Origin of the sequence: Blastomonas sp. (assembly GCF_030373265.1) — a bacterium.
In the GTDB taxonomy this organism is placed as follows: Bacteria; Pseudomonadota; Alphaproteobacteria; order Sphingomonadales; family Sphingomonadaceae; genus Blastomonas.
Genome location: NZ_JAUCZC010000004.1, coordinates 1 through 25,227, shown reverse-complemented (window position 1 = coordinate 25,227; position 25,227 = coordinate 1). Strand labels below are relative to the sequence as shown.

The window sequence follows — 25,227 nt, the reverse complement described above, 5'->3', positions numbered from 1 at the left end:
GAAAAGCGACGCAGGACTTAACGGGTGGCCCCCTAGACCGCAACGCTCTCCGCCTGATCGTTGGCAGCGATCTGTCGCCCGATCTGGGTGGTGTGGATCAGCGAAACACGTGTCCCTGGTGCTGTGTCCTCAACCGAAATTTCGGCGCCCAGCTGCTTGGCGAGCGCCTGGATAATGCGCGTGCCCAGCCCGGCGGTCGAGGCTTCCAGAGTGTCGGCCATGCCGATGCCGTCATCTGAAACCGAGAGCGTCCAGTCTTCTCCGCTGGCGACATAGCCGACGACGACATGGCCTGTGCGGCCGTCGGGGAAAGCATGTTTGAGGGCATTGATCACGAGTTCGGTCACCACCAGCCCCATGCTGACCGACAGGTCGCCATCGACCGAAACGGGATCGACGCGGGTCGTCAGCGTCAACCGCTCGCGATCGTGGATCATCGAGGCGCCGATACTGGCGCACAACTGCGTCAGATACGGCGCAAGCTCGACCGCGCCGCCATCCGACTGCGCCAATTGGCGCTGCAGCGTCGCGATCGACATGACGCGTTGATGCGCGTCGCTGAGATGGCCGCGGGCCTCTTCGGACTGCACCTTGCGCGCGCTCTGCATCAGGATGCTGGCGATGATCTGGAGGCTGTTGGCCACGCGGTGCTGCATCTCGTGCAGCAGCGCGGCATTCGTCTGGATCAGCTCTTGCTGGCGCTTGTCGTCCTTGCGCGTCTGGGTCACGTCGATGACCGTCACCAGCATCCGGGCATTGTCGGTGTCGCCATAGACGAGCAATTGCGCCTTGATCACCACGCAGCGCGTCGCGCCGGCACTGGTCGTGATCTCCATCTCATAGGCATCGATGTCTGCCGCGCCCGAAAGCGTCGCGTCGATCAGCGAATGCAGCCGCGGCAGATCCCAGTGGCGATCATCCAGATCGTAAATCGTCTGACCGGTGACCGTTGCGGGATCGATCCCGAATGCGTCGCAGAAGCTCGCGCTTGCCGCGACGATGGTCAGCTTGTCGTCAAGCAGCAGCAGCGGCGCGTTGGATGCAAGGACAACCGCCAGCCCCAGCGTGCGCCCCAGATTGATCGATGGTTGATCGGCAGCCATGTGGCAAACCTTCCCGGTCGCCCGGACCGCACGTTGCGGCCTTGTTGGCATTTCCTGTGTGGAGCAGATATGATCGGCATTGCCGAACATTGCCCCGACCAGTGGCTGTTAGCATGGCGGTGGCGCGCCATACGCACGAATTCGACACGGTCGTCGCAGCGCAGGGGGAGACGGCTTGATGACATCAGCCCAACCGTCCGCATCGCCATTGCCACCAATCCCCCAATCTGGCGGCAAGCGTCGATAGCGCTGCACCAAAGTGCGTGCTAGACCTCCACTCATGTCGGAAGCCCAGATCAACGCCACCCTTGCCGCCCGCAACATCCTGACCCGTCTGCACGACGTTATGGCCGCGCGCTCCAATGCGCAGGCCAAGCTCAACCAGGTGGTCGACATCATCGGCGATTCGCTCAACAGCGAGGTGTGCTCGATCTATCTGCTGCGCGAAGGCGTGCTCGAACTGTTCGCGACGCGCGGTTTGAACCAGGAGGCGGTGCACGTCACCAAGCTTGCCTTGGGGCAGGGGCTGACGGGCACGATCGCTCAGAACGTCGAGACGCTGAACCTCGCCGAGGCGACCGCGCATCCCGACTTCCAGTACCGCCCCGAAACCGGCGAGGAAAAGTTCCACAGCTTTGCCGGCGTGCCGATCGTCCGCATGGAGCGCGCGATCGGGGTGCTGTGCATCCAGCATGTCGAACCGCGCCGCTATCTCGAGGTCGAGATCGAGGCGATGCAGACGGTGGCGATGGTGCTGTCCGAGTTGATCGCCAATGCCGAAATGGTCGACGGGCACGGCAATATCGACAGCCCGGCGGATCTGACCCATGCGCAGCACGAAATCGGTTTTCCGCTGGTCGCAGGCCTGGCGAGCGGCAAGGCGGTGTTCCACCAGCCGCGGATCACCATCGAGCATGTCGTCGCCGAGGATGTCGAGGCCGAGCGCCAGCGGGTGTATTCCGCTTTCATCAAGATGCGCGAGCAGATCGACAAGATGTCGAGCCAGGCCGAATTCGGCACCGGTGGCGAGCACGACGAGGTTCTCGAGACCTACAAGATGTTCGCCTATGACGAAGGCTGGTCGCGGCGGATCAACGAGGCGATCGACAGCGGGCTGACGGCGGAGGCCGCGATCGAGCGCGTCCAGCAGCGCACCCGCATGCGGATGCGGCAGATCGACGATCCGCTGCTCGCCGACCGGATGCACGATCTGGAGGATCTCTCCAACCGGCTGCTGCGCATCGTCTCGGGCCAGATCGGTACTGCTGCGCAGATGGGGCTGCGGCAGGACACCATCCTGATTGCGCGCAATCTGGGTCCGGCCGAACTGCTCGAATACGACCGGCGGCGGCTGAAAGGCGTGATCCTCGAAGAAGGGTCGCTGACCGCGCACGTTACGATCGTCGCGCGCGCCATGGGCATCCCGGTGATGGGGCGGATGCGCAACATCCGTCATCAGGTTCGGCAGGATGATCATCTGCTGATCGACACCAACGAAAATTCGGTTCTGATCCGCCCCGCGCCGCAGGTGATCGACGCCTTCGAGCAGAAGTTCCTGCGCAGCCGCGAAAAGATGGCGGCGTATGCCGCGCTGCGCGATGTCGAGCCGGTGAGCAAGGATGGCACCCGCATCGGCGTGCTGATCAACGCCGGGTTGCGCGATGACATCGCCCATCTCGCGATCACGGGGGCAGACGGTGTCGGGCTGTTTCGCACCGAGTTCCAGTTTCTGGTTTCGGCGACCCTGCCGCAGCGCGAGCGGCAGCTCCGCCTCTATCGCGATGTGCTCGATGCGGCGGGCGGAAAGCCGGTCATCTTCCGGACGCTGGACATCGGCGGCGACAAGTCGCTCCCCTATCTGCGCGAGGACGGCCCGGGAGAAGAGAACCCCGCGATGGGCTGGCGCGCGCTGCGGCTGGCGCTCGAGCGTGACGGTCTGCTCAAGGTTCAGGCGCGCGCGCTGATCGAGGCGGCGGCGGGGCGGACGCTCAACGTGATGTTCCCGATGGTCGCAGAACCCTGGGAGTTCGATGCCGCGCGCCAGGTGTTCGAGGAGCAGCTTGCGTTTCTCAAGGCGCGCAAGAAGATCCTGCCCGACAAGATCCGCTATGGCGCGATGCTCGAGGTGCCGGCGCTCGCTGAAACACTCGATATCCTGGGGCCCAAGCTCGATTTCCTGTCGATCGGCACCAACGATCTCACCCAGTTCCTGCTCGCAGCCGACCGTGCGCACCCCAAATTGGCGCAGCGTTATGACTGGATATCCGCTTCGATCCTCCGCTTTCTGCGCCGGGTCGTGCGCGATGTCGCGCCGTTTCCTATCGATGTCACGGTGTGCGGCGAAATGGGTGGACGCCAGCTCGAGGCGCTGGCGCTGCTCGGCATCGGGATGCGGCGACTGTCGATCACGCCTGCTGCAGTAGGCCCCATCAAGGCGATGGTGCGTTCGCTCGACATCGGCGCGGCAACCGCGAAAATGGACGAGATGCTTGCCCATCCACCGGCCGATATGCGCGCCGAGCTGCTCGCCTGGGCGCAGGCCCAGGGCGTGGAACTCGCCTGATCGCGTGCAAGCGATTGCAAGCTGGGTTTCACGGTGAATTCTGTTACACCAGTTTTCATCGATTGCCCGGCTGAACCGGCCAAAAACGTTGACTTTAATGGCCGTCCGTAGTTTCTGATGCTCAGGGGCAATACTACAACCGGGTAAACCCGGGTCGGGAGCGCACACGTGGCCAAGACGCCAGACGAACCACAACGCGAACCATCCGTGGATGGTGCGGAGACAGGGACATTATTCCCTCCCGCCCATGCCGGAGAACGTTTGCGCGACGCCCGCATGTCCCGCAAGATGACGCTTGAGGACATCGCCTCGCGGACCCGCATTCCGATCAGACATCTGGAATCGCTTGAGACGGGCGATTTCGCGGGCCTGCCGGGGCGCACATATGCCATCGGCTTTGGCCGGGCCTATGCCCGCGCAGTCGATCTGCCCGAAGAGGAAATCGCGCAGGATATTCGCGAGGCTCTGGGCGGCGCGGCGGCCGCTCCGTCCCGCGAGGCAACGCAATTCGATCTCGACGAACCGAGCAAGGTGCCTTCGGCGCGCATCGCCTGGCTCGCCGCAGCCGTGGGCGCGGTGATCTTGATCGCCGGTTTCGGGATATGGCGGACATATTTCTTCCCCGGGGCAAATGTTGAGGAACTGGCGCAAGCCGCAGATGCTGAATCGGGCACGGCCCCTGTTGCCCGGCCGGGCGCGACAGCGCGGTCCCAGGCTGCCCAGCCTGCCGTCGACCCCAAGGCCGAGGTGGTGTTCACCGCGACGGAGGACAATATCTGGATCAAGTTCTACGACGGCGACGGCAAGCAGCTGATGCAGAAGCAGATGGCGCTTGGCGAACAATACACCGTGCCAGGCGATGCGGTTGGTCCGCAGGTGTGGACCGGACGGCCCGATGCGTTCGAAATCACCGTGGGCGGACGCACCGTCGCTCCGCTCGGGACGGCAGAGGTCGCCGTAAAGGATGTGCCGGTGACCGCCACGGCATTGCTGGCGCGACCTGCTGACGCCTCGCAGCAATCTACCGAAGCGCAGATCGGTAACGATCAGGCGGGCTGAATGCTGCTGAACATGCGGTCAACACAGGTTCAGCATCTCCATGACATCAATTTTGTGACCGCTCGGCTTTGACGAAAGCTGCGCGAGCCGTATAGATTCGCCGCGAACATTTTATCCTGAGCTGGAGCCCGACATGTCCACCCGCCGTTTTTCCCCGCTCTTTGCACGACCCGCCAGCCAGGCAGGCCGCATGCTGGCCGGTAGCCTGATCGCAGCGTTGATGGCGTCGGCTACCCCGGCTGCAGCCCAGGCCGCCTCGATCGAGCCGCGGGTGAAGAAGCTGGAGACCGAGATGCGCGCGGTGCAGCGCAAGGTTTTTCCCGGCGGCTCGGACCGGTTCTTCGAGCCGGAGATATCCGCGCCTGCGGCTGCGCCCAACACCACGGGGACGCTTGCCAGCGCACCGATCACCGATCTGCTGCAGCGGGTCGACACGCTGGAAAACCAGATCACCCGGCTGACCGCGCAGACCGAAGAAAACGGCTTCAAGATGGGTCAGCTGGAAAAGCGGCTGGCGACACTTGAAGACAAGGCGGCTCAGGCCGCGGCGGCCGCTGCAATCCCGGCTCCGGTCCTGGGGGGCACGTCCGCCGGAGCAGGCGCAGGAACAGGCGCAGGCGCTGCAGCAGGGCCTTTGGCCTCTGTCGCCACGACCGCGGCCGCCGCGCCCAGCGCGGAACGGATCGCTGCGGTGTCTCGCATCGAAAAGCCGCAGACTTCCGATGCCGGCGAGGATGCCTATCTCTATGGCTATCGTTTGTGGGAAGCGAAATTCCTTCCCGAGGCGCAGGCGCAACTGCGTTTCGCGCTGGAGAAGCATCCCAAGCACAAGCGGACCAGCTATACCCGCAATCTGCTCGGCCGCGCGTATCTGGACGACGGCAAGCCCAGCGCGGCCGCCAAGATGTTCGCCGAGAACTACGAAAAGGAACCCAGGGGCGAGCGCGCCCCCGAGAGCCTGTATTTCCTGGGGGAATCGCTGGTCAAGCTCAACGAGAAGCCCAAGGCATGCATCGCTTTCGCCGAACTCGCCGAGGTCTATCCCGATGTCGCGTCGGGCCGTCTGTCGGACCGGCTGACCGCCGGGCGCCGCAATGCCGGATGCAAATAACGAGGCTTTCCACCGTGTCGCTGGCGCGCTTGCCGCGCTGACCGGCGGCGAAAGCGCCGCACTGCTGGTCGCTGTATCGGGCGGGCCGGACAGCATGGCCATGCTCGACATGGTCAGGCAGGGCTGGGCAGGCGCCGTGTCCGCCGCGACGGTCGACCACGGATTGCGTCCCGAAAGTGCAGACGAGGCGGCGATGGTCGCGCGGTATTGCGCCGCTGTCGGCGTGCCGCACGCCACCCTCCACCCGGATGCGCCGATCACCGGCAGCGTGCAGGCTGCTGCACGCGCGGTGCGCTATCGTTTGCTGGCTATCGAGGCTACCCGCGTCCGCGCGGACTTCATCCTCACCGCGCATCATGCCGATGATCAGTTGGAAACCCTGCTGATGCGGCTCGCGCGCGGGAGTGGGGTAGACGGCCTTGCCGGGGTTCGCGCCCGCAATGGTCAGGTGATCCGACCGATGCTGGGCTTCGCCAAGGCAGAGCTGGCGCGCTATTGCAACCAGCATGCGATTGCGTTCGTCACCGATCCGAGCAATGCCAACACCGATTTTGACAGGGTGCAGATGCGCAACGCGCTGCAGCACTTTGACCGGATCGATCCGCTGCAGGCGGTTCGATCAGCCGCGGCGCTCGCGGATGCGGTCGAGGCGCTGGATTGGATCACCGAGCGCGAGGCGGACTGGGTCGTTCACAGCGAGTCGGGCAGCATCACGCTGATGTGTTCGGATTATCCCCCCGCGCTGCTCAGAAGGCTTGTGCTGCGCTGCCTGTGCCAAATTCAGCCGGGCATCGCACCGCGTGGCGACGCGCTCGACCGACTTATCGCGACCTTGCAGGCGGGAGGGCAGGGGATGATCGGAGAGGTGCTGTGCCGCGGCGGCGGCTCGTGGCATTTCGCACCCGCACCTGCCCGCCGCAACGGGTCTACAGGAGGATGCGGGACCGAATAATCTTCTCCCGAGCCAAATGGCGGGCAGATTATATTGTCATTCAGGATTAGCGGCCTATCTTGAACGTAGTTTATTTCCGCAAAGGCACTGTGATGAACGACGATCAGGATCCCAACGCCAACCAGAACGGCTGGATGAAGAACATGCTCATCTGGGCAGGCGTCATCATCGGATTGCTGGTGGTCGTGTCCTTGATGGACACCAGCGGCAGCGCCGATCGCGGCAGCTCGATCAGCTATTCGACCTTCCGTGACCGGGTGGCCGACGGACAGGTCAAGAACGTCACGATCTCGCCAGACCGCGTCTCGGGGACCTATGTCAACGACGAGCAGTTCACCGCCGTCCGGGTGGAAAACGATCCCAGCCTGATCCCGCTGCTGGAAGAAAAGGGCATCGATTACAGCGGCAAGGCTGAAGAGCAGCCAAGCCTGCTGATGTACATCCTGCTGCAGTCGCTGCCGTTTATCCTGATCATCGCGATCGCCTTCTTCGTGCTGCGTCAGGTGCAGAAGGGCGGCGGCGCCAGCGGCGCGATGGGCTTTGGCAAGTCGAAGGCCAAATTGCTCACCGAAAAGTCGGGCAAGGTCACCTTCCAGGATGTCGCCGGTATCGACGAGGCCCGCGAGGAGCTTCAGGAGATCGTCGAGTTCCTGCGCGATCCCAGCAAGTTTGCGCGACTCGGCGGCCAGATCCCCAAGGGCGCGCTGCTGGTCGGCTCGCCCGGCACCGGCAAGACGCTGCTCGCCCGCGCCATCGCAGGCGAGGCAGGCGTTCCGTTCTTCACCATTTCGGGTTCGGACTTCGTCGAGATGTTCGTCGGCGTCGGCGCCAGCCGCGTGCGCGACATGTTCGAGCAGGCCAAGAAGAATGCGCCGTGCATCGTCTTCATCGATGAAATCGATGCGGTCGGTCGTCATCGTGGCTCTGGCCTCGGCAACTCGAACGACGAACGCGAACAGACGCTGAACCAGCTGCTGGTCGAGATGGACGGCTTCGAGGCGAATGAAGGCATCATCATCATCGCGGCGACCAACCGTCCCGATGTGCTCGACCCCGCGCTGCTGCGTCCGGGACGCTTCGATCGCCAGGTCGTGGTCCCGGTTCCCGATATCGAGGGCCGCGAGAAGATTCTGCAGGTGCACATGAAGAAGGTGCCGCTGGCACCCGACGTCAACGCGCGCACCATCGCCCGCGGCACCCCAGGGTTCTCCGGTGCGGATCTTGCCAATCTCGTCAACGAGGCAGCCCTGCTTGCCGCACGACGTGGCAAGCGCCTGGTCGCGATGAGCGAGTTCGAGGCCGCCAAGGACAAGGTCATGATGGGCGCCGAGCGCAAGTCGATGGTGATGACCGACGACGAGAAGAAGATGACCGCCTATCACGAAGCCGGTCATGCGATCGTGGCGGTGCATGAAGAGGCATCGGATCCGATCCACAAGGCGACCATCATCCCGCGCGGCCGTGCGCTGGGCATGGTGATGCGCCTGCCCGAACGCGACGTGTACAGCTATCACCGCGACAAGATGTACGCCAACCTCGCGGTATCGATGGGCGGCCGTGTCGCCGAGGAAGTGATCTTCGGTTATGACAAGGTCTCTTCGGGCGCGAGCGGTGACATCCAGTATGCCACCAAGCTGGCGCGCGACATGGTAACCAAATGGGGCATGTCGGACGAGCTCGGCCCGCTGCAGTACGAAGAACAGTCCGAAGGCTATCTGGGCTATGGCCAGAACCAGCGGATGATGATGTCGGACGAGACGGCGCGCAAGATCGATGCGGAAATCCGCAAGATCGTCGATCAGGGCTATGATCGTGCCAAGGCGGTGCTGTCCGAGCATGTCGACCAGCTTCACACCTTGGCGCAGGCGCTGCTCGAATTCGAAACGCTGAGCGGAGACGAGATCCAGGAGCTGGTCGAAACCGGCAAGCTCGATCGTCCCGATGGCAAGTCGATCAAGCCTGATGTCGCGCCGGGAATTGGCGCGGTCATTCCGCGGGCCGGCAAGCGCAAGGGGCCGTTCCACGACCCCAAGCCGCAAGGCGCCTAAGCCCGCCGGGCTTGTCCGTGGCGACACTGATGCTCCTGTTTCCGGCGCTGCTGGCCACCTTGGCCGCAGCGCCGGTTGCCGTTCCGGTTCCGGCGCCGGCGCAGGCCGCGCCCGTGCCGGAGACCGTCGAGCAGTTTCTCGAACAGGCTGATGCGTTGGTTAGGATCGGCGACGAGGCATCGGCGTCATCGCCTGAGGCCGATGCTATCCGCATTGCGATCCAGCAGGCCGCAACGGCCTATCGTGCCAGCCTTGCCGAAGCAGAACAACGCGGTGCGCCGCCTGCCAGCTGCCCGCCGCCGCCCGGCCAGGCCCAGCTCTCGCTGGGCGACATCGCGGCCGATTTCCGCGCCTTTCCTCCAGCCAATCGGCCTATGCCGCTCGAAACCGCGTTTGCGCTGGTGATGACGCTGCGCTTTCCGTGCGCGGGCAAGCCGAAATAGCGTCATGTACGGTTCATCGAGCTGTGTTACAGCGGCGGCACAGTTGGGGGAGATATGGACGATGAATGGGGCAGTTCGGTCGGCAATGCTGGCTACAGTGGCAATTCTGAGCACGGGCGCGACATCGGAAATGACCGCTGCGCAGTTTCTGGCGGCGATGAACAAGGCCGAAAGCCTTGGGCCAGCAGCGCTGATGTCATCGGACGTGCGCGCGCTGCGTGCCGAAAGTGACAGGGTATTGACGCTCTACCGCTCAGACATTGCCAAGCAGGCGAAGGCTGGCGGACCACGGCACAGCTGCCCCCCGCCCAAGGGCGAGGGCAAGATGAAGGGCGAGGAGCTCAAGAACTATCTTACCAAGCTTCCCGCTGCGAAGCAGAAGCAGCCCTTCCGCACCGCGCTGTATGACTTCATGAAGCAGAAGTATCCCTGCAAATAGGGCCGTCCAGTTTCATCTCAATCGTCATTCCCGCGAACGCGGGAACCCCGCTTTCTTCGTTTTTAGCCGCAGAAGCGGGACCCCCGCGTTCGCAGGGGTGACGAAGAGGTGGGCAGCCAGTGCCGTCCGCCACACACGAAAAAGGCCGCGGTCCCCTCGGGAGCGCGGCCTCTTCGTTGAACTGTAATTCGGAGAATCAGCCTTCGAAATCGCTGCCCACGTTGCTGGTGCGGGCAGGGGCCGAGGCGGTGAGGCGCAGCGCTTCTGCCGACAGGCTGAGCGATCCGATTTCGTCGGGCATGTCGTCGTCGTCAACCTGCACCTTCTGCAGCGAAACGATCAGGCCTTCCTTGAGTTCATCGGGGAACACGGTTTCGTCGGCGATTTCGCGCAACGCCACAACCGGGTTCTTGTCGCGATCGCGATCGATGGTCAGTTCGGCACCGCCGCTGATCTCGCGTGCGCGCTGGGCAGCGAGCAGAACGAGATCGAACCGGTTGGTGACCTTGTCGATGCAATCTTCAACGGTAACGCGCGCCATGAACGGGCTCCAGACTCTGTCAGAATATCAGGGAAAGGCGGGCCTTAGTCGCTGGCCCGCGTAAAGTCAACGTCAGGCGTTCTCTTCGGCGCCCTTATCCGTGGACTTCCAGCCCCAGAACAGCTGGCAGGGCAGGACGTTCCACGCTTCGAAGCCGCGATCGACTCGGTCGAAATACGGGCGGATCAGCTGCAGCGCAAAGGTGTTGAACTGATAGATCAGGAACGCGCCGCCCGGGCGCAGGGCACGATGGGTGGCCTGTGCGATGTCGTCGGCGACCGTACCAGGCAAGGTCGACAACGGCAGGCCCGAGAGCACGAAATCGGCATGGGCAAAGCCATGGCTCGCGACGATATCCTCGACATCGGCGGCAGAGCCGTGGACCGCGATGAAGCGGCTGTCGGGGATGGTCTTGCGCAGATAGCGGATGAAATCCGGATTGGTGTCGATCGCGATGTAAGTCGCGTTGCGGGGCAGCTTGTCGAGCACCGGGCGACAAAATGTGCCAACCCCTGGTCCGTATTCCACGAACAGCTGCACGTTCTGCCAGGGGACAGGTGCCAGCATCTTGCGGATGGTGCGGTCCGAGGATGGAACGATCGAGCCGACCATCACGGGGTGTTTCAAAAACCCCTTGAAAAATACGCCCCAGGCCCCGAAAAATCGCTCGGCGCGCGCCTTGATCCGCTGCCGCGCGGGCAGCTGGGCCAGGTCGTTGGATTGCATGAAGAACCTCTCAGAATATCTGTCAACAGCCTGCCACAATTGCAGATTGGGGCCGGCAAAGCAATCGTGTGCGTCGGGCGGCCATCGATACGCTTTGCAACGCAGAAGCCAGCGCGTAGAGCATTTGCCATGCATGCGTCCACAGATTCCCGCATCCATGCGACCGGAGCCATCGCGGTGATCTTTGCAGCGCAGCACAGCGGGCAGGATGCACAAGGCTATGCCGTCGCGGCATCGGCGATGGACGCGCTTGCCGCGCAGCAACCGGGTTATCTCGGGATGGATCACGCGGGCGGCGCCGACGGCTTCGGCATCACGGTCAGCTATTGGGCGGACGATGCCAGCGCCAAGGCCTGGCGCGACAACCCCGAGCATCGCGCCGCGCGCGAGGCGGGGCGGGACCGCTGGTACACGCATTACACGATCCACGTTGCCCGGATCGAGAGAGGCTATGCCTGGCCATGAGCGATATGCCCGCGCAGCACGAAGGTCCGCCGGACGGGCAGAAGCTGCCCACCGACCGCATGGCGTTGCTGTTCATGGTGATGCTGGTGACGGCTGCGGGCAACACCGCGATGCAGTCGGTGATGCCGGCCATCGGCACGCGGATGGGCGTTGCCGACGTCTGGGTGAGCCTCGCCTATAGCTGGTCGGCGCTGTTGTGGATGATCTTTGCGCCCCGCTGGGCCCGCCTGTCGGACCGGCGCGGACGCAAGGCATTGATGAATTTGGGGCTGGTCGGCTTCATCTCGTCTTTTGCGTTTTGCGGGCTGACGCTGCTGGCCGGGTTGCATGGTTATTTGTCGGCGCTGTGGACAATGCTGATCTTCGCGATGTTCCGCAGCCTTTACGGGGGTCTGGGATCGGCGGGTCCCCCGGCGGTGCAAGCCTATGTTGCCGCGCGGACCAGCCGGCAGGAGCGCACCCAGTCGCTCTCGATGATCTCCTCGTCCTTCGGGCTCGGCACCGTGATCGGCCCGGCACTGGCACCCTTGATCATCCTGCCTTTCCTGGGACTGCCCAGCCCGTTCTTCGTGTTCGCCGCCTTCGGCCTGTTGGTGCTGGTGACGCTCAAGCTGCGGCTGCCCGACGATACCCCCAGCTTTGCGGTCCGCGGACGGCTGGTATCGGAGCCGATGAGCTCAGGGGCGGCGGGAGAAGTCTATGACGCTGATGAACATGACAGTGCGCCGTCCGAGCCGGAGGGCGCCACCCAACAGCGGCTGTCCTGGCGCGATGCGCGGCTGCGGCCCTGGCTGATCACCGGACTGGTCGGCGGCCACGCCAATGCGATGATCCTGGGACTGGTGGGGTTCATGCTGCTCGACCGGCTCGACCTGCGCGCCACGCCAGAGCTGGCGGCCGGTCCCACGGGCCTGGTGCTGATGGCGGGGGCCTTTGCCACCCTGCTCGCGCAATGGGGGTTGATCCCGTATCTGAAAATGGGGCCGCGGACATCGACGCTGTGGGGCATGGCGCTCGCAGCGGCAGGCTGCACGATGGTGGCGTTCTCCGGCAGTCTCAATGCGATCGCGCTGGGCTTTGCCCTCGCCTCGCTGGGGTTCGGCCTGTTCCGCCCCGGTTTCACCGCAGGCGCTTCGTTGGCGGTGACCCGCGCCGAGCAGGGGCAAGTGGCGGGTATCGTCGCCTCGATCAACGGCGCGGCCTATATCGTCGCGCCTGCGATCGGGGTGTGGCTGTACAATATCGCTCCGCTCGAATCGTTCGGGATCATCATCGCCCTGTGCGTGTTCGTCCTGATCTGGGGGCGCACGGCGCTGCAGCGCGACGAAGTGCTTGTTCGCTGAAGCTGCAAGGCAGCTAAAGCCCGCGCCAGATCCGCAAGGCTGTATCGCCGCGCGGCTGCCGGACGTAGGCCGGGCAGGCGCGGGGACGATAGGTCATCCCCAGGCAGATGCGCACTTCCTGGAGCCAGCCGCGCGCGTTGCTGCGAATCGCGATGCTCTGCGGCGGCATGCCAGGGTTCACCCGCGCCAGTTCGCGGCGGAGCATCCCGTGCGTGAGCGCCCGGCGCGACAAGCGTTCCATGTCGGGAAGCTGTATTGCGCGGTAAACCCTTGTTGCGGTCCGGAAATAGCTTTGCGGATCGCGTGACATGCAGCTGCCGTGCTTGTCCCATTGGTGTGCGATCAGCCGCTGTGACGGCATCGCGCAAAGCGCGGTGCGGGCCACCGACAGCGGAACCTGAACCGGGGTGCGCGCGCAATATTGCGGATGGGCCGCGGTCTTGCCCTCGGGCCACAGGCCATGCAACACAAAGCCGAATTCGCCGTGCCTGCGGCTGCATTGCAGTGCGTCGCCGGGACGGTCCTCGCGGCTCTTGCAGTATTCGGGCGACCAGCTCAGCGCGAGCGTATAGCCGGCGATGGGCGTGATCCGCCGCACGTCGCTCGATCGGCGTTTGGGCGAGGCGAGCGGAGCAAGCCGCTCGGGCATCCGGCACTGATAGGCCTGCGCCTGCGCCTGCTGAGGCAGCGCCGCGCCCGTTGCCGCAACAAGGGCAAGGGCAGCCAGCATCCGCATTCAGGTTGCCGAAAAGTCCAGGCCGACATCGGCTGCGGGTGCCGACTGGGTGAGCCGGCCGACAGAGATAAAGTCGACGCCGGCCTCCGCGATCGCGCGGATGGTGTGGAGCGTGACCCCGCCCGAGGCTTCGCATGGGACCCGGCCGCCGACCAGGGTCACCGCGCCGCGCAGCGTCGCCGGTGCCATGTTGTCGAGCAGCAGATGGGTGGCACCTGCCGCCAGTGCGGGCTCGATCTGGTCGACGTGATCGACCTCGACGATGATCCGCTCGATCCCCGCGGCCACCGCGCGCCGCACGGCCTCGCCGATATCGCCTGCCACCGCGACGTGGTTGTCCTTGATCATCGCCGCATCCCAAAGCCCCATCCGGTGGTTCTGCGCGCCGCCCTGCCGCGTGGCGTATTTCTCGAGCAGGCGAAGGCCTGGAATCGTCTTGCGGGTATCGAGCAAGACCGCGCCGGTGCCGACGATGGCGTCGACATACTCGCGGGTGAGGCTGGCGACGCCGCTGAGATGCTGGACGGTATTGAGTGCCGAGCGTTCGGCGGTGAGCAGTGCGCGCGCCTTGCCCGATACGCGCAACAGATCGGTCCCGGCGCACACTTGCGCGCCTTCTTCGACCAGCAGTTCGACTTCGCATTCCGGGTCGAGGGCCCGAAAAAAGGCCTCGGCGATCGGCAGCCCGGCGACCACCATGGCGTGCCGAGCATCCATCACACCGGCGAAGCGGGCATCGGCGGGGATCACGTTCTGTGACGTCACATCGACGCCGTCAGGCCCCAGGTCTTCGGCCAGCGTTGCGGCGACAAAGCGCTGCAGGTCGAAGCCATAAATCGAAAAGGCCATACTATGTTTTCCCCCGCCGGACGGCACATCGCGCACATCCGGTGCCAGCGACCATGCTTATTCGGCGATGCGGTGCTCGCCCTTGACCCAGCGCACGGTGCCGCTCGACGAGCGCATCACCACGGTTTCGGTGGTCATTACGCCATCGCGGCGCCGCTTCACGCCTTCGAGCAGCGAGCCATCGGTCACGCCGGTAGCGGCAAAGATGCAGTCACCCTTGGCGAGATCGGTGAGGTCATAGATCGCGTTCAGGTCTTCGATGCCCCATTTGCGCGCGCGGGCACGCTCATCGTCGTTGCGGAACAGCAGCCGGCCCTTGAACTGGCCCCCGACGCAGCGCAGCGCAGCAGCAGCCAGCACGCCTTCGGGCGCGCCGCCAGAGCCCATATAGATATCGATGGTGGTGTCGGGATCGGTGGTGGCAATCACGCCTGCGACATCGCCATCGGGGATCAGCATGATGCCGCAACCCAGGCCGCGCAGTTCCTCGATCATGTCGGCATGGCGGGGGCGGTCGAGCACGCACACGATGATATCGCCGGGCTTGACGCCCTTGGCAGCGGCCACGGCCTGCACGTTTTCGGTCGGCGACTTGTTGAGGTCGATCACGCCGTCGGGATAGCCCGGTCCGACTGCGATCTTGTCCATATAGACATCAGGCGCGTTGAGCAGGCAGCCGTTTTCGGCAATCGCCAGCACGGCGAGCGCATTGGGCCCGGCCTTGGCGGTGATGGTGGTGCCTTCGAGCGGATCGAGCGCAATATCGATTCGCGGTGCGCCTTCGTTGCCCAGCCCTACCTTCTCGCCGATATACAGCATCGGCGCCTCGTCGCGCTCGCCTTCGCCGATCACCACGGTGCCGTCGATATCGAGGCCGTTGAGCGCGGCCCGCATCGCTTCCACTGCGGCGGCATCGGCTGCCTTTTCATCGCCTCGCCCGATCATTTTCGAGGCAGCGATGGCGGCTGCTTCGGTCACCCGGACCATCTCGAGCACCAGCACGCGATCGAGTTGCGGGGTTTCTGCAGGGGGCGTCGCTTTCAGGCTTGCGCTGGACATGGCAGGCGGGTCATCCTTCTATTATGGGGCACCAGTCGCGTTCCAGGCCCGGTGCATTGTGCCCGGTCCATAAGGGAGCATTATTGCATTGTCGAGAATGCTGTTCGCGGCTGCCCTGACGGCCTTTTCCGCACTTTTGGTCCCGCCTGCAACCGCTCAGGATGCGCAGGATGACACGCAGTTGCCCGAGCCCGAGCAGCGCGATGCCGATCAGGTTGACGCAAAGGTCAAGCAGCTCATCCGCAAGGCCGACGAATGGACCGGGAAGGAAGCGCGCGCCAAGCGCTGCCAGCCCGGATCGGGCGGCGACGCCATCGTGGTGTGCGGCGAGACCGATCCGAGCGCGAAGTTCCGCGTGCCGCCGGACACCGAGGGGCGGCTTGCCACCGGCGGCCCGCCGCCTGCGCCCGACGTGGCGGGCGATGGCATCTTCAAGGGCAAGGCGACCTTCAGCGGCTGCATGATCCCGCCCTGTCCGCCGCCGCCTGCCTATCTAATCGATTTCTCCAAGTTGCCCGAGGTGGACGAGGAATATCTCAAGAGGGCGCGCGCGGCCGAGGCTGCCGAGCGCCTGCGCGAGACGAGCAACAGCAGTGGGGGGCCACAGTGACGACGATACCGGTGATCGAGACCGAAAGATTGCGGTTGCGCGCGCCGGTCATGGGCGACTTTGAGGCGTACGCACAGATGTGGGCTGACGAACGCGTCACGGCGTTTATCGGTGGGAAACCACGGACCCGAAATGAAAGCTGGGCGCGTTTCATAGGAATGCACGGGCTTTGGGCGCTGTGCGGCTATGGCTACTGGTTGTTCGCCGACCGGCAGACCGATGCGCTGGTCGGGGTGGGGGGACTGGCCAATTTCGAGCGTGGGCTTCCCTATCTGGAGGGCATGCCGGAAGCGGGCTGGGCGGTGGCGCCCGATGTCTGGGGCCAGGGTCTGGTGACCGAGGCCATGCAGGCGGTGCTGCAATGGAGTGACCAGGTTCTACATGCACCGGTCGTACGGTGCATCATCGATCCGGGCCATCTGGCATCGGAACATGTCGCGGCCAAGCTCGGCTTTATAAGGATCGGGCAGGGCGAACATGCCGAGCACCCGGTCAACGTCTATGCGCGGCCCCGGGCGATGGACTGACCAGCCCCGTCAGTGCGCCTTGCCTGGCAGCGCCTTGACCACCAGCGCGATGATGCTGCCCAGGATCAATCCGACAATGCCCGCGCCGATCGCGCCGACCAGCCACGTGACCAAGCCGCTGACAGCCGGGACGGCTGCGCCTGCAGCCACCGCGATATCGTGGATAAGGTGCTCGGGGCCGGCGATGCCGAACACCGCTAGGCCATGGATGATGATCTGCCCGCCGACCCAGATCATCGCAGCCGTGCCGATGATCGACAGCGCCGACATGACAACCGGCATCGCCTTGACCAGGCCGCGGCCGAAGCCCTGCAGCGCCGCCGAGGGGCGCTGTGCCAGGTGCAGGCCGAAATCGTCCATCTTAACGATCAGCGCCACCGCACCATAGACGCCGATGGTGATCACAAGCCCGACAATTGCCAGAACCACCGCCTGAATCGCGATCGGACGTGTCGCAACTTCTGACAAGGCAATCGCCATGATCTCGGCCGACAGGATCAGGTCGGTGCGCACCGCGCCGCTCACCCGCTCGTTCTCCAGCGCGAACATGTCCTGCACCTGCGCGACGTCCTCGGCAACTTCGTGGGAGTTGCCGAAGGCGTGGATGACTTTCTCGGCACCCTCGAAGCACAGGTAGAGCCCGCCCAGCATCAGGATCGGCGTGATCGCCCAGGGCAGAAAGGCGCTGAGCAGCAGGCCGATGGGCAGCAGAATGACGAACTTGTTGAACAGCGAACCTTTCGCGATCCGCCAGATCACCGGCAGTTCGCGCTCGGGCTTGAAATCGGTGACATATTGCGGGGTGACCGCAGCGTCATCGACCACCACGCCCATCGCCTTGCTACCAGCCTTGGCGGAGGCAGCGCCAACATCGTCGAGCGATACGGCCGCCAGCCGCGTCAGCGCCGCAACATCGTCCAGGAGGGCGGCAAGGCCGGATGGCATGGGGTCAGTCTCCCAAAATGTGGATCACGAGGGGCTCCGCGTGCAGGCTGGGGGAACCGTTGAGCGCCGAAATGGTTGCAGCAACCGCGCTTTCGGGTCCCTCATGCGTGACCATGGCGACCAGCACGCTGCCATTGGGGCTGCGGCCCTTCTGGATCAGGCTCTCGATCGACACCCCGGCATCGCGCATCGCGGCGGTGATCTCGGCGAGCACGCCGGGCCGGTCGGCGACCTCGAAGCGCAGATAGCATTTGCCGATCCGGTGTCCGGTTTCGGCGCGGTTCATCTGTTCGAGCTCGCGCACCGGCATCGAGAAGGCGGGGCCGATTTCGCCGCGGGCGATGTCGATCAGATCGGCAACCACCGCGCTGGCGGTCGGGCCATCGCCGGCACCTGCGCCCTGGAACAGCAGCCTGCCGGAGAAGTTGCCCTCGGCCACCACCGCGTTGGTGGACCCATCGACATGCGCCAGCGGATGATTCTTGGGCACCAGATAGGGGTGGACGCGCTGGAACAACCGGGCGTCACCATTGCTGCCGTCGATCTCGGCCATGCCGATCAGCCGGATGCGATAGCCCAATGTGTCAGCCTGGGCGATGTCGGCGGACAGGATCTTGCGGATGCCGCTGCGCTCGATCCCCTCGAAATCGAGCTGGGTGCCAAAAGCGAGCGCGGCGAGGATCGAGAGCTTGTGTGCGGCATCGACGCCATCGATGTCGAAGCTGGGGTCGGCTTCAGCAAAGCCGCGCGCCTGCGCTTCGGCGAGCACGTCGGCAAAATCCTGCCCGGTCTTTTCCATCGCGGACAGGATGAAATTGCAGGTTCCGTTGAGAATGCCATAGACCCGCTCAAGCCGGTTGGCCGCCGCGCCTTCGCGCAGCCCCTTGATCACCGGGATGCCGCCGGCGACCGCGGCTTCGTATTTGAACGCCAGCCCGGCGGTCTCGGCGCGCTGGGCGAGATCCAGGCCGTGATGCGCGACCATTGCCTTGTTGGCGGTGACGAACGCCTTGCCGCCCGCGATGCTTTCCTTGGCCAGCGTCAGCGCCGGGCCGTCCGCGCCGCCGATGAGTTCCACCACCACGTCGATGTCGGGACGGGTGGCGAATTCGCCCATGTCGTCGACCCACTCATAGGCCGAGAGGTCGACGCCGCGATCCTTGGACCGGTCGCGCGCGGTGATCGCGGCAACGCGAATCGGTTTGCCTGCGCGCCGCGCGATCAGCGCCGCATTCTCTTCAAGCAGCCGGACCACGCCTGCGCCGACAGTCCCCAGACCGACCAGCGCGATGTTCAGCGTTTCACCCATCAAGACGTCCCCCAGCGTTGCAATCTCTGCCAGTCCTTAGCGTGTGGTGCGTCAAAGGGAAGAGGGAGGCGGGTTGTTGCCGTCACGAACCCGCTCTATAGGCGCGCGCACACCAAGGTCGCACGAAAGGTTCGCCGCATGGCATCGCCCACCATTCTCATTCTTGCAGGCAAGCGCGATGGCAAGCTCGATCCCTTGGCCAAGGCCGCGGGCGTCACGCACAAGTGCAATGTTCCGATACAGGGCAAGCCTTTGCTGCAGTGGGTGCTCGAGGGGGTTCGGGATGCATGGCCCGAAAGTGCTATCTGGGTATCGATCCACGATCCTGCGTTATCGCGGATATCCCCGCGGTCGCCGAACTGACCGCTGCCGGGCGGTTGCACATGTGCGTGTCACGCGACGGCATCGTCGAGAGCATCGAGGCGGTGATCGAGCAGGCGGGCAATCCTTTCCCCATGCTGATCACCACCGGCGACAATGTGCTGGTCACCGCCGAGCAAATCCGCAGCATCCATGACTTCGGCATGCGCGATGGGGCGGGTGCCGTGCTCGCCATCGCCGAGAAATCGTCGATCCTTGCCGAACATCCCGAAGCGCAGCGCAACTTCTACGAGTTCAGCGACATGGCCATCGCCAACTGCAACACGTATTGGCTGCGCGATGCCGCATCGTTCCGGGCCGCCGAGGCGTTTCGCCAAGGCGGGCAATTCATGAAGAACGTCGGTCGCATCGCCAGCGCGTTCGGGGTGTGGAACCTGATCCGCTTCCGGCTGGGCTGGTCGACCGTCAACGGCGCCATGACGGCGATCTCTCGCCGGTTCAAGGTCAAGGTTCGCGCGTTTGTGCTGACCGAAGGCGCGTATGCTGTCGATGTCGACAACGAGCGCACCTACAAGATCGCCGAGATGCTGCTCGCCAAGCGCAAGCTTTAGGCACCGCAGTTACCGAGTTGGCGGGGCAGTCGCTGCGCTGCTCGATCCCAGCAACAGCCCCGGGGTGGCGCCAGCCGCCGCTTTTTGCGCGGTGCGCGCCGACCGGCGTTCGAGCGCGACCTTGATCATCGCGACGATCGGGTCGGCCAGCGCCAGCCCGAGGATGCCGAACAGCGCGCCCATGATGATCTGTGCGCCCAGCACCAATGCGGGGGCAAGGTCGACCGCCTTTTTGGCGACCATCGGAACGATGACATAGCCGTCGATCGCCTGCACTGCGAGATAGACGAACAGCGCGAAGATCCCGGTGCCGGTGCCCGATGCAAAGCCGACCGAGACGATCAGAACGCCCGAGATGATCGCGCCGATATTCGGCAGAAACGCCAGTATCCCGGTCAGCAGTCCGAGCAGCGCCGCCATCGGTACGCCACCGATCGCGAGTAGCGCCCAGGTGCCGACGCCCTCGATGAACATTCCGAGCAGCCGCCCCGCCAGCAGGCGGCGCAGCGTCCAGCCGATCTTTTCGAGCGTGCCGTAGAAATGGCCGCGCTCGGCCATCGGCAGCATCCAGGCAAAGCCGCGCTCGTACAGCCGGGGCTCGGCGGCGATGAAGATGCCGAGCACGCAGATCATCGCCAGGCTGGCGATCCCGCCGATCACCGAGGTCACTGCCATGGTGACCTGGCCCAGGCTCGACATTGCCTGACCGGCGAGCGAGCTGAGGTCGTCGGCGCCTGCGGTGATCTGGTAGCGCGCGGCGAGGTTGCTGATCCGGTCGATCTGGAATTCGATCACGGCGGGCAGCTGAGCGGCCTGTTCGGCGATCTCGGAGCCTGCGAATGCCGCGACCCAGCCGATGAACGCAACCACCGCGAGCAGCACCAGCGTCAGGCGGTAGCCGCGCGCGATCGGCAGCACCCGCCCCAGCAGCCGCGTGCCGCCATCGAGCATGCATGCCACCACCACACCGCCGACGATCAGCAGGATGGGCTGAGCGAGCAGCGCGATCAGCGCCGCGCCGATCACCACCGATACCCAGATCAGCGCACGTTTGAACTCGGCGCGTACCATCGGGTCGCGCATTTCTGCCGGGCCCGGAGTTTCAGGGGGCATTTCGGAAGGGCTGGCAGACGGGTCGGCCATGGCGAGCATCCTGTAGCTGCATGAGGATAACGGGAATCGTTGGTCGGCACGAGGCCGCGCGAGAACGCGCCTTGCGCCCCTATCACGCTCGGTGTGCAGGCTGGTTCCCGTAAAGGATCAGTCCTTGTCGGCGCGCAGGCTGGTTCCGGCGCGTTCTCCGCGAAGCGACTCCCACCAGCTGACAGGGTTCCAGTTGGTGCTGCCGTCGAGCGAGAACGTAACGATCTCCGCGCGGCCGCCGATGTTTTCGAGCGGCACCGCGCCGCCCAGGCCCAGTTCCTCGCGGGTAGCGCGGCTGTCGGCGCTGCGGTCGCGGTTGTCGCCCATCAGGAAGATATGGCCAGCGGGCACGGTGTACGGCCCGTAATTGTCGAGCGGATAGTCGGGACCCAGGTCGATCGTGTTGTACGACACGCCGTTGGGCAGCGTCTCGCGGATGATCGGCAGCTCGCAATAGAACTTGCCATCCGCGCCGCGCATCTTGAGCATCGGAAAGTCGCTGGCGTTGCATGGCGAGTTGATGTCCACCGGCAGCAGCATGTTGGGCTGCACCGAGCGCACGACTTCCTCACCATTCAGGATCACTCGGCCCGAGCGCACCTCGATGGTGTCGCCGGGGCGACCGATGACGCGCTTGATATAGTCGGCGCTGGCGCCCTGGGGCGTTGCGATGACGATATCGCCATATTCCGGGGTCGATCCCATGATCCGGCCCTTCATGGGGGGCAGCAGGTGGAACGACACCGAGACCCATGACCAGCCATAAGGATATTTGCTGACCACCAGCCGGTCGCCGACCAGCAGATTGGGCATCATCGACATGGTCGGTATATAAAAGGGCTTGGCGACCAGCGAATGGAAAGCCAGCACCGCGAGCAACAACAGGAACAGCCCGCGGATTTCCTCGAACCAGTTGATCGGCTTGTGCTCTTCGTCGGCCGGACGGTGGCGCGCAGTATCCGCTTCAATCGCGGCGTCGGAAGCTTCGGGTGCCATAGAGCTGTCTTTCGGGTCCGGGCCGGGCGGGGGAGTATCAGTCAATGGGCCGCGCCTCGATGATCACGAATGCCTGAGCCCATGGATGATCATCGGTGAGCGTCAGATGAATGAAGGCGCTATGGCCCGCGGGAATCATGCTGTCCAGCCGCGCCTTCGCTCCCCCGGTGAGTTTCAGGGTCGGCGCGCCTGACGGAGCATTGACGACGCCGATGTCCTTCATGAACACGCCTGCCTTGAACCCGGTTCCCACCGCCTTGGAAAATGCCTCCTTGGCGGCAAAGCGTTTGGCGAGCGTTCCCGCCTTGGTGAAAGGACGCCGCGCGGCCTTGGCCTGCTCGGTTTCGGTGAACACGCGGCTCTCGAACCGCGCGCCAAAGCGCTCGAGCGACTTCTGGATCCGCTCGATATTGCACAGGTCAGAGCCCAAGCCGATGATCATGAAGCCCTCTCCCCTTCAGGGGAGAGGGTTGGGAGAGGGGCATGCGCCAGCATTGGCGGATTTCCCCTCTCCCTTCGCCGCTGCGCGGCTCTTCCCTCTCCCCTCAAGGGGAGAGGGCTATTGGGGGCGGCTGTCTTCATCGTTGCGAGACTCACCGCGCCTCATCCATCAATTGCCGCATCCGGCGGATGCTTGCCTCGAGGCCATCGAAGATCGCCTCGCCGATCAGGTAATGCCCGATGTTGAGCTCGGCGAGCTGGGGAATCGCGGCGATCGGCTGGACGTTGTCGAAGGTCAGGCCGTGGCCCGCATGCGGCTCGATGCCGTTCTTGGTGGCCAGCGCCGCGGCATCGGCGATGCGCTTGAGCTCAGCCTCGATCCCGGCACTGTCGTTGTCCAGCCACAGATGCGCATAGCGCCCGGTGTGGAGTTCGACCACCGGTGCGCCCAGCCGCATCGCAGCGTCGATCTGGCGGGCGTCGGGCTCGATGAACAGGCTGACGCGGATACCGGCATCGGTAAGGCGACCGACGATCGGCGTGAGGGTGTTGTGCAGTCCTGCCGCGTCCAGCCCGCCCTCGGTGGTGCGTTCCTCGCGCTTTTCGGGCACGATGCACGCCGCGTGCGGTTTGTGGCGCAGCGCGATCTGCAGCATTTCCTCGGTCGCGGCCATCTCCAGATTGATCGGCAGGGTGGCGCCCGCCATGATCGTGTCGAGATCGCTGTCGCGGATGTGCCGCCGGTCCTCGCGCAGATGCACCGTGATGCCGTCGCCGCCCGCTTCCTGCACGATTTTGACGGCCCGCATCGGATCGGGGTGATCGCCGCCGCGCGCGTTGCGGATGGTAGCGACGTGGTCGATATTGACGCCTAGGCGCAGGTGCTGAGTCATGCCGCCTCGGGCTCCTTGCGGCTTCCAGGTTTGATCGCTGGGGTCGCGGCGAGTTCGGGGGGCAGGGCATCTGCGGCGAAGCTCGGGAAATTGAGCGAGATCAGCGGGTAGAACGGAACACCCAGCGAAACCTCGCCCGCTGAACGGTCGACCAGCGCGCCTGCCGCGATGACATCGCCGCCCGCGGCGTTCACCGCCGCGATCGCTTCGCGCGAAGACAGGCCGGTGGTGACGACGTCTTCCATCAGCAGCACCTTCTGCCCGGGCTTGATCGCAAAGCCACGGCGCAGCTCGAAGGTGCCGGTGGGGCGTTCGACGAACATCGCCTCGACGCCCAGTGCGCGGCCCATTTCATGCCCTATGATCAGTCCGCCCATCGCGGGCGAGACGACCACCTCGATCTGGCCTCGCACGTCGCGCGGCATCCGGCTGGCGAGCGCACTGGCTAGCCGCGAGGCACGCATCGGGTCCATCAACACGCGCGCGCATTGCAGGTAATGCGCACTGTGCAGACCGGACGACAATATGAAATGCCCTTCCAGCAGCGCCTGGCTGGCGCGGAATTCTGCCAGAATCTCTTCTTCCTGCATGGTATCAAGCCTTTTACGTAGCGTCGTTTCGGCCCTGGGGGACGGGCATGCGCATGTGCACAAAAAATATCCCTAGATTGGCTTGAGACTGGCGGCAAGCCTGCGTATAGGCACGGTTAGCTATGACGCAAACACGGCAGTGATCCGGCGCTACGGGACGTGGACGGATGCCCTGCCCATACAGGGACATTCTACGAATGGCGTTCGCATCTTGGACGAAATCTATCGGTTTCGCAGCCCTTGTTCTCGTAACCGCGCCGCTGGCCTTGGCCCAGACGCCGCCGGCTCCGCCGGTTGCGGCACCAGCCCCCAGCACGCAGGTTGCGCCTGAAGCCGCCGCTGCTGCGACCCCTGCGGACGCCGCCACGGCAGACGCAGCCGCAGCCGGAGCGCTCGATTCGAGCTACACCCCGATGGCACCGACCCCGGGCAAGGGCATGCCGGTCGACAAGGGAATCGATTTCCAGGACCAGTATTCGGAACTGGGCGAATATGCCTATTGGCTCGATACCGTCGTGCTGCTGCCGATCATCGTGGCGATCTCGCTGCTGGTGCTGGGTCTGCTGCTGTGGATCGTCATCCGCTATCGCGCGGCGGCAAACCCGGTCGCATCGCGCGTGACCCACAACACCACCATCGAAGTGATCTGGACGCTGGTTCCGGTGCTCATCCTGGTGGGTGTCGCGGTTCCCTCGATCGACCTGCTCGCCAAGCAGTACAAGCCTGCGCCCGCATCCGCTGTGACCGTCAAGGTGACGGGCTACCAGTGGTATTGGGGTTACAACTATCCCGATAACGGCGACTTCGAAGTCATTTCCAACATGCTGCCGGAAGAAGAGGCGATCCAGCGCGGTGAGCCTTACCAGCTTGCCGTCGACAACCGCATGGTTGTTCCCGCCGGTGAACCGATCCGCATCATCACCACCGCTTCGGACGTGATCCACAGCTTCGCGGTGCCGTCGCTCTGGTTCAAGATGGACTCGGTTCCGGGCCGTTCGAACGAGAAGATGCTGATCATCAAGGAGCCGGGCGTCTATTACGGCCAGTGCTCCGAACTGTGCGGCGCGCGCCACGGCTTCATGCCGATCGCGGTCGAGGCTCTGCCACGCGCGAAGTTCGATGCCTGGGTTCGTTCGCAGGGCGGCACCGTCCAGGGTGATGAAGTCGCCGCCGCAACACCTGCCGCAGTTCCGGCAGCCGCAACCGATATTCCCGCAGCGGAAGGCGCAGTCGCCACCGCTCCGGCAGCCGCTCAGTAAGGACAGGGCAACACCATGACCACGATTGCAGCCAACCCGGCCGATCTGCATGACCACGATCATGCGCATGACGACCACAAGCCCGCGTTCTTCCAGCGCTGGTTCATGTCGACCAACCACAAGGACATCGGTACGCTGTACCTGA

At 64.6% G+C, this 25,227-nt stretch carries 27 protein-coding genes; 14 read left to right on the top strand and 13 right to left on the bottom strand.

Annotated elements, in window-relative coordinates; genetic code table 11:
- Positions 1 to 32: 32 nt before the first annotated feature.
- Positions 33 to 1,103, bottom strand: a complete 1,071-nt coding sequence (locus QUV11_RS03245) for a histidine kinase dimerization/phosphoacceptor domain -containing protein (RefSeq protein WP_300880531.1) — start codon at positions 1,101 to 1,103, stop codon at positions 33 to 35.
- A gap of 280 nt (positions 1,104 to 1,383) precedes the next feature.
- On the opposite strand from QUV11_RS03245, the gene ptsP reads away from it, so the two are divergent.
- The 7 genes from ptsP (at position 1,384) to QUV11_RS03210 (ending at position 9,718) form a co-directional block, all read left to right on the top strand.
- Positions 1,384 to 3,666, top strand: coding sequence for a phosphoenolpyruvate--protein phosphotransferase (gene ptsP, locus QUV11_RS03240; protein WP_300880530.1), 2,283 nt, complete (start codon positions 1,384 to 1,386; stop codon positions 3,664 to 3,666).
- 168 nt (positions 3,667 to 3,834) lie between these two features.
- Complete coding sequence (locus QUV11_RS03235; protein ID WP_367279837.1) at positions 3,835 to 4,725, top strand: RodZ domain-containing protein; 891 nt, start codon at positions 3,835 to 3,837, stop codon at positions 4,723 to 4,725.
- Between the two features lie 133 nt (positions 4,726 to 4,858).
- Positions 4,859 to 5,836 (top strand): hypothetical protein, encoded by a 978-nt coding sequence (locus tag QUV11_RS03230; protein WP_300880529.1) that lies wholly within the window; start codon positions 4,859 to 4,861, stop codon positions 5,834 to 5,836.
- On the top strand, positions 5,820 to 6,788 hold the full coding sequence (gene tilS / locus QUV11_RS03225; RefSeq protein WP_300880528.1) for a tRNA lysidine(34) synthetase TilS: 969 nt from the start codon (positions 5,820 to 5,822) through the stop codon (positions 6,786 to 6,788). The genes QUV11_RS03230 and tilS overlap by 17 nt, the downstream gene beginning before the upstream one ends.
- Before the next feature lie 92 nt (positions 6,789 to 6,880).
- Complete coding sequence (ftsH, locus tag QUV11_RS03220; protein ID WP_300880527.1) at positions 6,881 to 8,836, top strand: ATP-dependent zinc metalloprotease FtsH; 1,956 nt, start codon at positions 6,881 to 6,883, stop codon at positions 8,834 to 8,836.
- Between the two features lie 29 nt (positions 8,837 to 8,865).
- Entirely contained in the window at positions 8,866 to 9,279 is a 414-nt protein-coding gene (locus tag QUV11_RS03215) for a hypothetical protein (protein ID WP_300880526.1), read from the top strand.
- Positions 9,280 to 9,340: 61 nt separating this feature from the next.
- Positions 9,341 to 9,718 carry a hypothetical protein gene (locus QUV11_RS03210; RefSeq protein ID WP_300880525.1) on the top strand — a complete coding sequence of 126 codons (378 nt, stop codon included), beginning with the start codon at positions 9,341 to 9,343 and terminating at the stop codon, positions 9,716 to 9,718.
- 196 nt (positions 9,719 to 9,914) lie between these two features.
- Here QUV11_RS03210 and rpoZ read toward each other — a convergent pair whose 3' ends face one another.
- Both rpoZ and QUV11_RS03200 read right to left on the bottom strand, forming a co-directional pair.
- Positions 9,915 to 10,259: a DNA-directed RNA polymerase subunit omega gene (rpoZ, locus tag QUV11_RS03205; protein ID WP_300880524.1), complete on the bottom strand. Its 345-nt coding sequence runs from the start codon at positions 10,257 to 10,259 to the stop codon at positions 9,915 to 9,917.
- A 72-nt stretch (positions 10,260 to 10,331) separates the two neighbouring features.
- A complete protein-coding gene (locus QUV11_RS03200) occupies positions 10,332 to 10,985 on the bottom strand; it encodes a methyltransferase domain-containing protein (RefSeq protein ID WP_289620103.1) in 654 nt (217 codons plus the stop codon).
- A 129-nt stretch (positions 10,986 to 11,114) separates the two neighbouring features.
- Between QUV11_RS03200 and QUV11_RS03195 the strand changes: the two genes are divergently transcribed.
- Complete coding sequence (locus tag QUV11_RS03195; protein WP_300880523.1) at positions 11,115 to 11,450, top strand: antibiotic biosynthesis monooxygenase; 336 nt, start codon at positions 11,115 to 11,117, stop codon at positions 11,448 to 11,450.
- A complete protein-coding gene (locus QUV11_RS03190) occupies positions 11,447 to 12,793 on the top strand; it encodes an MFS transporter (RefSeq protein ID WP_300880522.1) in 1,347 nt (448 codons plus the stop codon). The genes QUV11_RS03195 and QUV11_RS03190 overlap by 4 nt, the downstream gene beginning before the upstream one ends.
- Positions 12,794 to 12,806: 13 nt before the next feature.
- Here QUV11_RS03190 and QUV11_RS03185 read toward each other — a convergent pair whose 3' ends face one another.
- The 3 genes from QUV11_RS03185 to glpX are packed head-to-tail and all read right to left on the bottom strand — an operon-like array spanning position 12,807 to position 15,437.
- Positions 12,807 to 13,529 carry a ribonuclease T gene (locus QUV11_RS03185; protein WP_300880521.1) on the bottom strand — a complete coding sequence of 241 codons (723 nt, stop codon included), beginning with the start codon at positions 13,527 to 13,529 and terminating at the stop codon, positions 12,807 to 12,809.
- Positions 13,530 to 14,378 carry a carboxylating nicotinate-nucleotide diphosphorylase gene (gene nadC, locus QUV11_RS03180; protein WP_300880520.1) on the bottom strand — a complete coding sequence of 283 codons (849 nt, stop codon included), beginning with the start codon at positions 14,376 to 14,378 and terminating at the stop codon, positions 13,530 to 13,532. It lies immediately after the preceding gene.
- A gap of 57 nt (positions 14,379 to 14,435) precedes the next feature.
- Positions 14,436 to 15,437 (bottom strand): class II fructose-bisphosphatase, encoded by a 1,002-nt coding sequence (gene glpX, locus QUV11_RS03175; protein ID WP_300880519.1) that lies wholly within the window; start codon positions 15,435 to 15,437, stop codon positions 14,436 to 14,438.
- A 97-nt stretch (positions 15,438 to 15,534) separates the two neighbouring features.
- On the opposite strand from glpX, the gene QUV11_RS03170 reads away from it, so the two are divergent.
- Together QUV11_RS03170 and QUV11_RS03165 are read left to right on the top strand one after the other, a co-directional pair.
- Positions 15,535 to 16,047, top strand: coding sequence for a hypothetical protein (locus QUV11_RS03170; RefSeq protein ID WP_300880518.1), 513 nt, complete (start codon positions 15,535 to 15,537; stop codon positions 16,045 to 16,047).
- Entirely contained in the window at positions 16,044 to 16,574 is a 531-nt protein-coding gene (locus QUV11_RS03165) for a GNAT family N-acetyltransferase (protein WP_300880517.1), read from the top strand. The genes QUV11_RS03170 and QUV11_RS03165 overlap by 4 nt, the downstream gene beginning before the upstream one ends.
- A 9-nt stretch (positions 16,575 to 16,583) precedes the next feature.
- Here QUV11_RS03165 and QUV11_RS03160 read toward each other — a convergent pair whose 3' ends face one another.
- Both QUV11_RS03160 and QUV11_RS03155 read right to left on the bottom strand, forming a co-directional pair.
- Positions 16,584 to 17,519 carry a DUF808 domain-containing protein gene (locus QUV11_RS03160; protein ID WP_300880516.1) on the bottom strand — a complete coding sequence of 312 codons (936 nt, stop codon included), beginning with the start codon at positions 17,517 to 17,519 and terminating at the stop codon, positions 16,584 to 16,586.
- Between the two features lie 4 nt (positions 17,520 to 17,523).
- A complete protein-coding gene (locus tag QUV11_RS03155; RefSeq protein WP_300880515.1) occupies positions 17,524 to 18,828 on the bottom strand; it encodes a homoserine dehydrogenase in 1,305 nt (434 codons plus the stop codon).
- A gap of 138 nt (positions 18,829 to 18,966) precedes the next feature.
- Here QUV11_RS03155 and QUV11_RS03150 point away from each other — a divergent pair, with 138 nt between their 5' ends.
- Together QUV11_RS03150 and QUV11_RS03145 are read left to right on the top strand one after the other, a co-directional pair.
- On the top strand, positions 18,967 to 19,191 hold the full coding sequence (locus tag QUV11_RS03150; RefSeq protein WP_300880514.1) for a hypothetical protein: 225 nt from the start codon (positions 18,967 to 18,969) through the stop codon (positions 19,189 to 19,191).
- A complete protein-coding gene (locus QUV11_RS03145) occupies positions 19,116 to 19,760 on the top strand; it encodes a spore coat biosynthesis protein F (RefSeq protein WP_300880513.1) in 645 nt (214 codons plus the stop codon). Before QUV11_RS03150 ends, QUV11_RS03145 begins: the two co-directional genes overlap by 76 nt.
- Before the next feature lie 9 nt (positions 19,761 to 19,769).
- Here QUV11_RS03145 and QUV11_RS03140 read toward each other — a convergent pair whose 3' ends face one another.
- From QUV11_RS03140 to pyrE, 5 genes are all read right to left on the bottom strand, one after another.
- The gene (locus tag QUV11_RS03140) at positions 19,770 to 20,903 is read right to left on the bottom strand and encodes an AI-2E family transporter (RefSeq protein ID WP_300880512.1); all 1,134 of its coding nucleotides are present in this window, start codon (positions 20,901 to 20,903) and stop codon (positions 19,770 to 19,772) included.
- Between the two features lie 117 nt (positions 20,904 to 21,020).
- Positions 21,021 to 21,899 (bottom strand): signal peptidase I, encoded by an 879-nt coding sequence (lepB, locus tag QUV11_RS03135; RefSeq protein WP_300880511.1) that lies wholly within the window; start codon positions 21,897 to 21,899, stop codon positions 21,021 to 21,023.
- Between the two features lie 37 nt (positions 21,900 to 21,936).
- Positions 21,937 to 22,341, bottom strand: coding sequence for a holo-ACP synthase (acpS, locus tag QUV11_RS03130; protein ID WP_300880510.1), 405 nt, complete (start codon positions 22,339 to 22,341; stop codon positions 21,937 to 21,939).
- Between the two features lie 151 nt (positions 22,342 to 22,492).
- Positions 22,493 to 23,233 carry a pyridoxine 5'-phosphate synthase gene (locus QUV11_RS03125; protein WP_300880509.1) on the bottom strand — a complete coding sequence of 247 codons (741 nt, stop codon included), beginning with the start codon at positions 23,231 to 23,233 and terminating at the stop codon, positions 22,493 to 22,495.
- The gene (pyrE, locus tag QUV11_RS03120; protein WP_300880508.1) at positions 23,230 to 23,823 is read right to left on the bottom strand and encodes an orotate phosphoribosyltransferase; all 594 of its coding nucleotides are present in this window, start codon (positions 23,821 to 23,823) and stop codon (positions 23,230 to 23,232) included. Before pyrE ends, QUV11_RS03125 begins: the two co-directional genes overlap by 4 nt.
- Before the next feature lie 197 nt (positions 23,824 to 24,020).
- Here pyrE and coxB point away from each other — a divergent pair, with 197 nt between their 5' ends.
- Positions 24,021 to 25,082, top strand: coding sequence for a cytochrome c oxidase subunit II (gene coxB / locus QUV11_RS03115; protein ID WP_300880507.1), 1,062 nt, complete (start codon positions 24,021 to 24,023; stop codon positions 25,080 to 25,082).
- The last annotated feature ends 145 nt before the right edge of the window (positions 25,083 to 25,227 follow it).

Coding starts and splice junctions, on each gene's coding strand:
- QUV11_RS03245 (WP_300880531.1), bottom strand. CDS start 1,103: ATGGCTGCCGATCAACCATCGATCAATCTGGGGCGCACGCTGGGGCTG.
- ptsP (WP_300880530.1), top strand. CDS start 1,384: ATGTCGGAAGCCCAGATCAACGCCACCCTTGCCGCCCGCAACATCCTG.
- QUV11_RS03230 (WP_300880529.1), top strand. CDS start 4,859: ATGTCCACCCGCCGTTTTTCCCCGCTCTTTGCACGACCCGCCAGCCAG.
- tilS (WP_300880528.1), top strand. CDS start 5,820: ATGCCGGATGCAAATAACGAGGCTTTCCACCGTGTCGCTGGCGCGCTT.
- ftsH (WP_300880527.1), top strand. CDS start 6,881: ATGAACGACGATCAGGATCCCAACGCCAACCAGAACGGCTGGATGAAG.
- QUV11_RS03215 (WP_300880526.1), top strand. CDS start 8,866: ATGCTCCTGTTTCCGGCGCTGCTGGCCACCTTGGCCGCAGCGCCGGTT.
- QUV11_RS03210 (WP_300880525.1), top strand. CDS start 9,341: ATGAATGGGGCAGTTCGGTCGGCAATGCTGGCTACAGTGGCAATTCTG.
- rpoZ (WP_300880524.1), bottom strand. CDS start 10,259: ATGGCGCGCGTTACCGTTGAAGATTGCATCGACAAGGTCACCAACCGG.
- QUV11_RS03200 (WP_289620103.1), bottom strand. CDS start 10,985: ATGCAATCCAACGACCTGGCCCAGCTGCCCGCGCGGCAGCGGATCAAG.
- QUV11_RS03195 (WP_300880523.1), top strand. CDS start 11,115: ATGCATGCGTCCACAGATTCCCGCATCCATGCGACCGGAGCCATCGCG.
- QUV11_RS03190 (WP_300880522.1), top strand. CDS start 11,447: ATGAGCGATATGCCCGCGCAGCACGAAGGTCCGCCGGACGGGCAGAAG.
- QUV11_RS03185 (WP_300880521.1), bottom strand. CDS start 13,529: ATGCGGATGCTGGCTGCCCTTGCCCTTGTTGCGGCAACGGGCGCGGCG.
- nadC (WP_300880520.1), bottom strand. CDS start 14,378: ATGGCCTTTTCGATTTATGGCTTCGACCTGCAGCGCTTTGTCGCCGCA.
- glpX (WP_300880519.1), bottom strand. CDS start 15,437: ATGTCCAGCGCAAGCCTGAAAGCGACGCCCCCTGCAGAAACCCCGCAA.
- QUV11_RS03170 (WP_300880518.1), top strand. CDS start 15,535: ATGCTGTTCGCGGCTGCCCTGACGGCCTTTTCCGCACTTTTGGTCCCG.
- QUV11_RS03160 (WP_300880516.1), bottom strand. CDS start 17,519: ATGCCATCCGGCCTTGCCGCCCTCCTGGACGATGTTGCGGCGCTGACG.
- QUV11_RS03155 (WP_300880515.1), bottom strand. CDS start 18,828: ATGGGTGAAACGCTGAACATCGCGCTGGTCGGTCTGGGGACTGTCGGC.
- QUV11_RS03150 (WP_300880514.1), top strand. CDS start 18,967: ATGGCATCGCCCACCATTCTCATTCTTGCAGGCAAGCGCGATGGCAAG.
- QUV11_RS03145 (WP_300880513.1), top strand. CDS start 19,116: ATGGCCCGAAAGTGCTATCTGGGTATCGATCCACGATCCTGCGTTATC.
- QUV11_RS03140 (WP_300880512.1), bottom strand. CDS start 20,903: ATGGCCGACCCGTCTGCCAGCCCTTCCGAAATGCCCCCTGAAACTCCG.
- lepB (WP_300880511.1), bottom strand. CDS start 21,899: ATGGCACCCGAAGCTTCCGACGCCGCGATTGAAGCGGATACTGCGCGC.
- acpS (WP_300880510.1), bottom strand. CDS start 22,341: ATGATCATCGGCTTGGGCTCTGACCTGTGCAATATCGAGCGGATCCAG.
- QUV11_RS03125 (WP_300880509.1), bottom strand. CDS start 23,233: ATGACTCAGCACCTGCGCCTAGGCGTCAATATCGACCACGTCGCTACC.
- pyrE (WP_300880508.1), bottom strand. CDS start 23,823: ATGCAGGAAGAAGAGATTCTGGCAGAATTCCGCGCCAGCCAGGCGCTG.
- coxB (WP_300880507.1), top strand. CDS start 24,021: ATGGCGTTCGCATCTTGGACGAAATCTATCGGTTTCGCAGCCCTTGTT.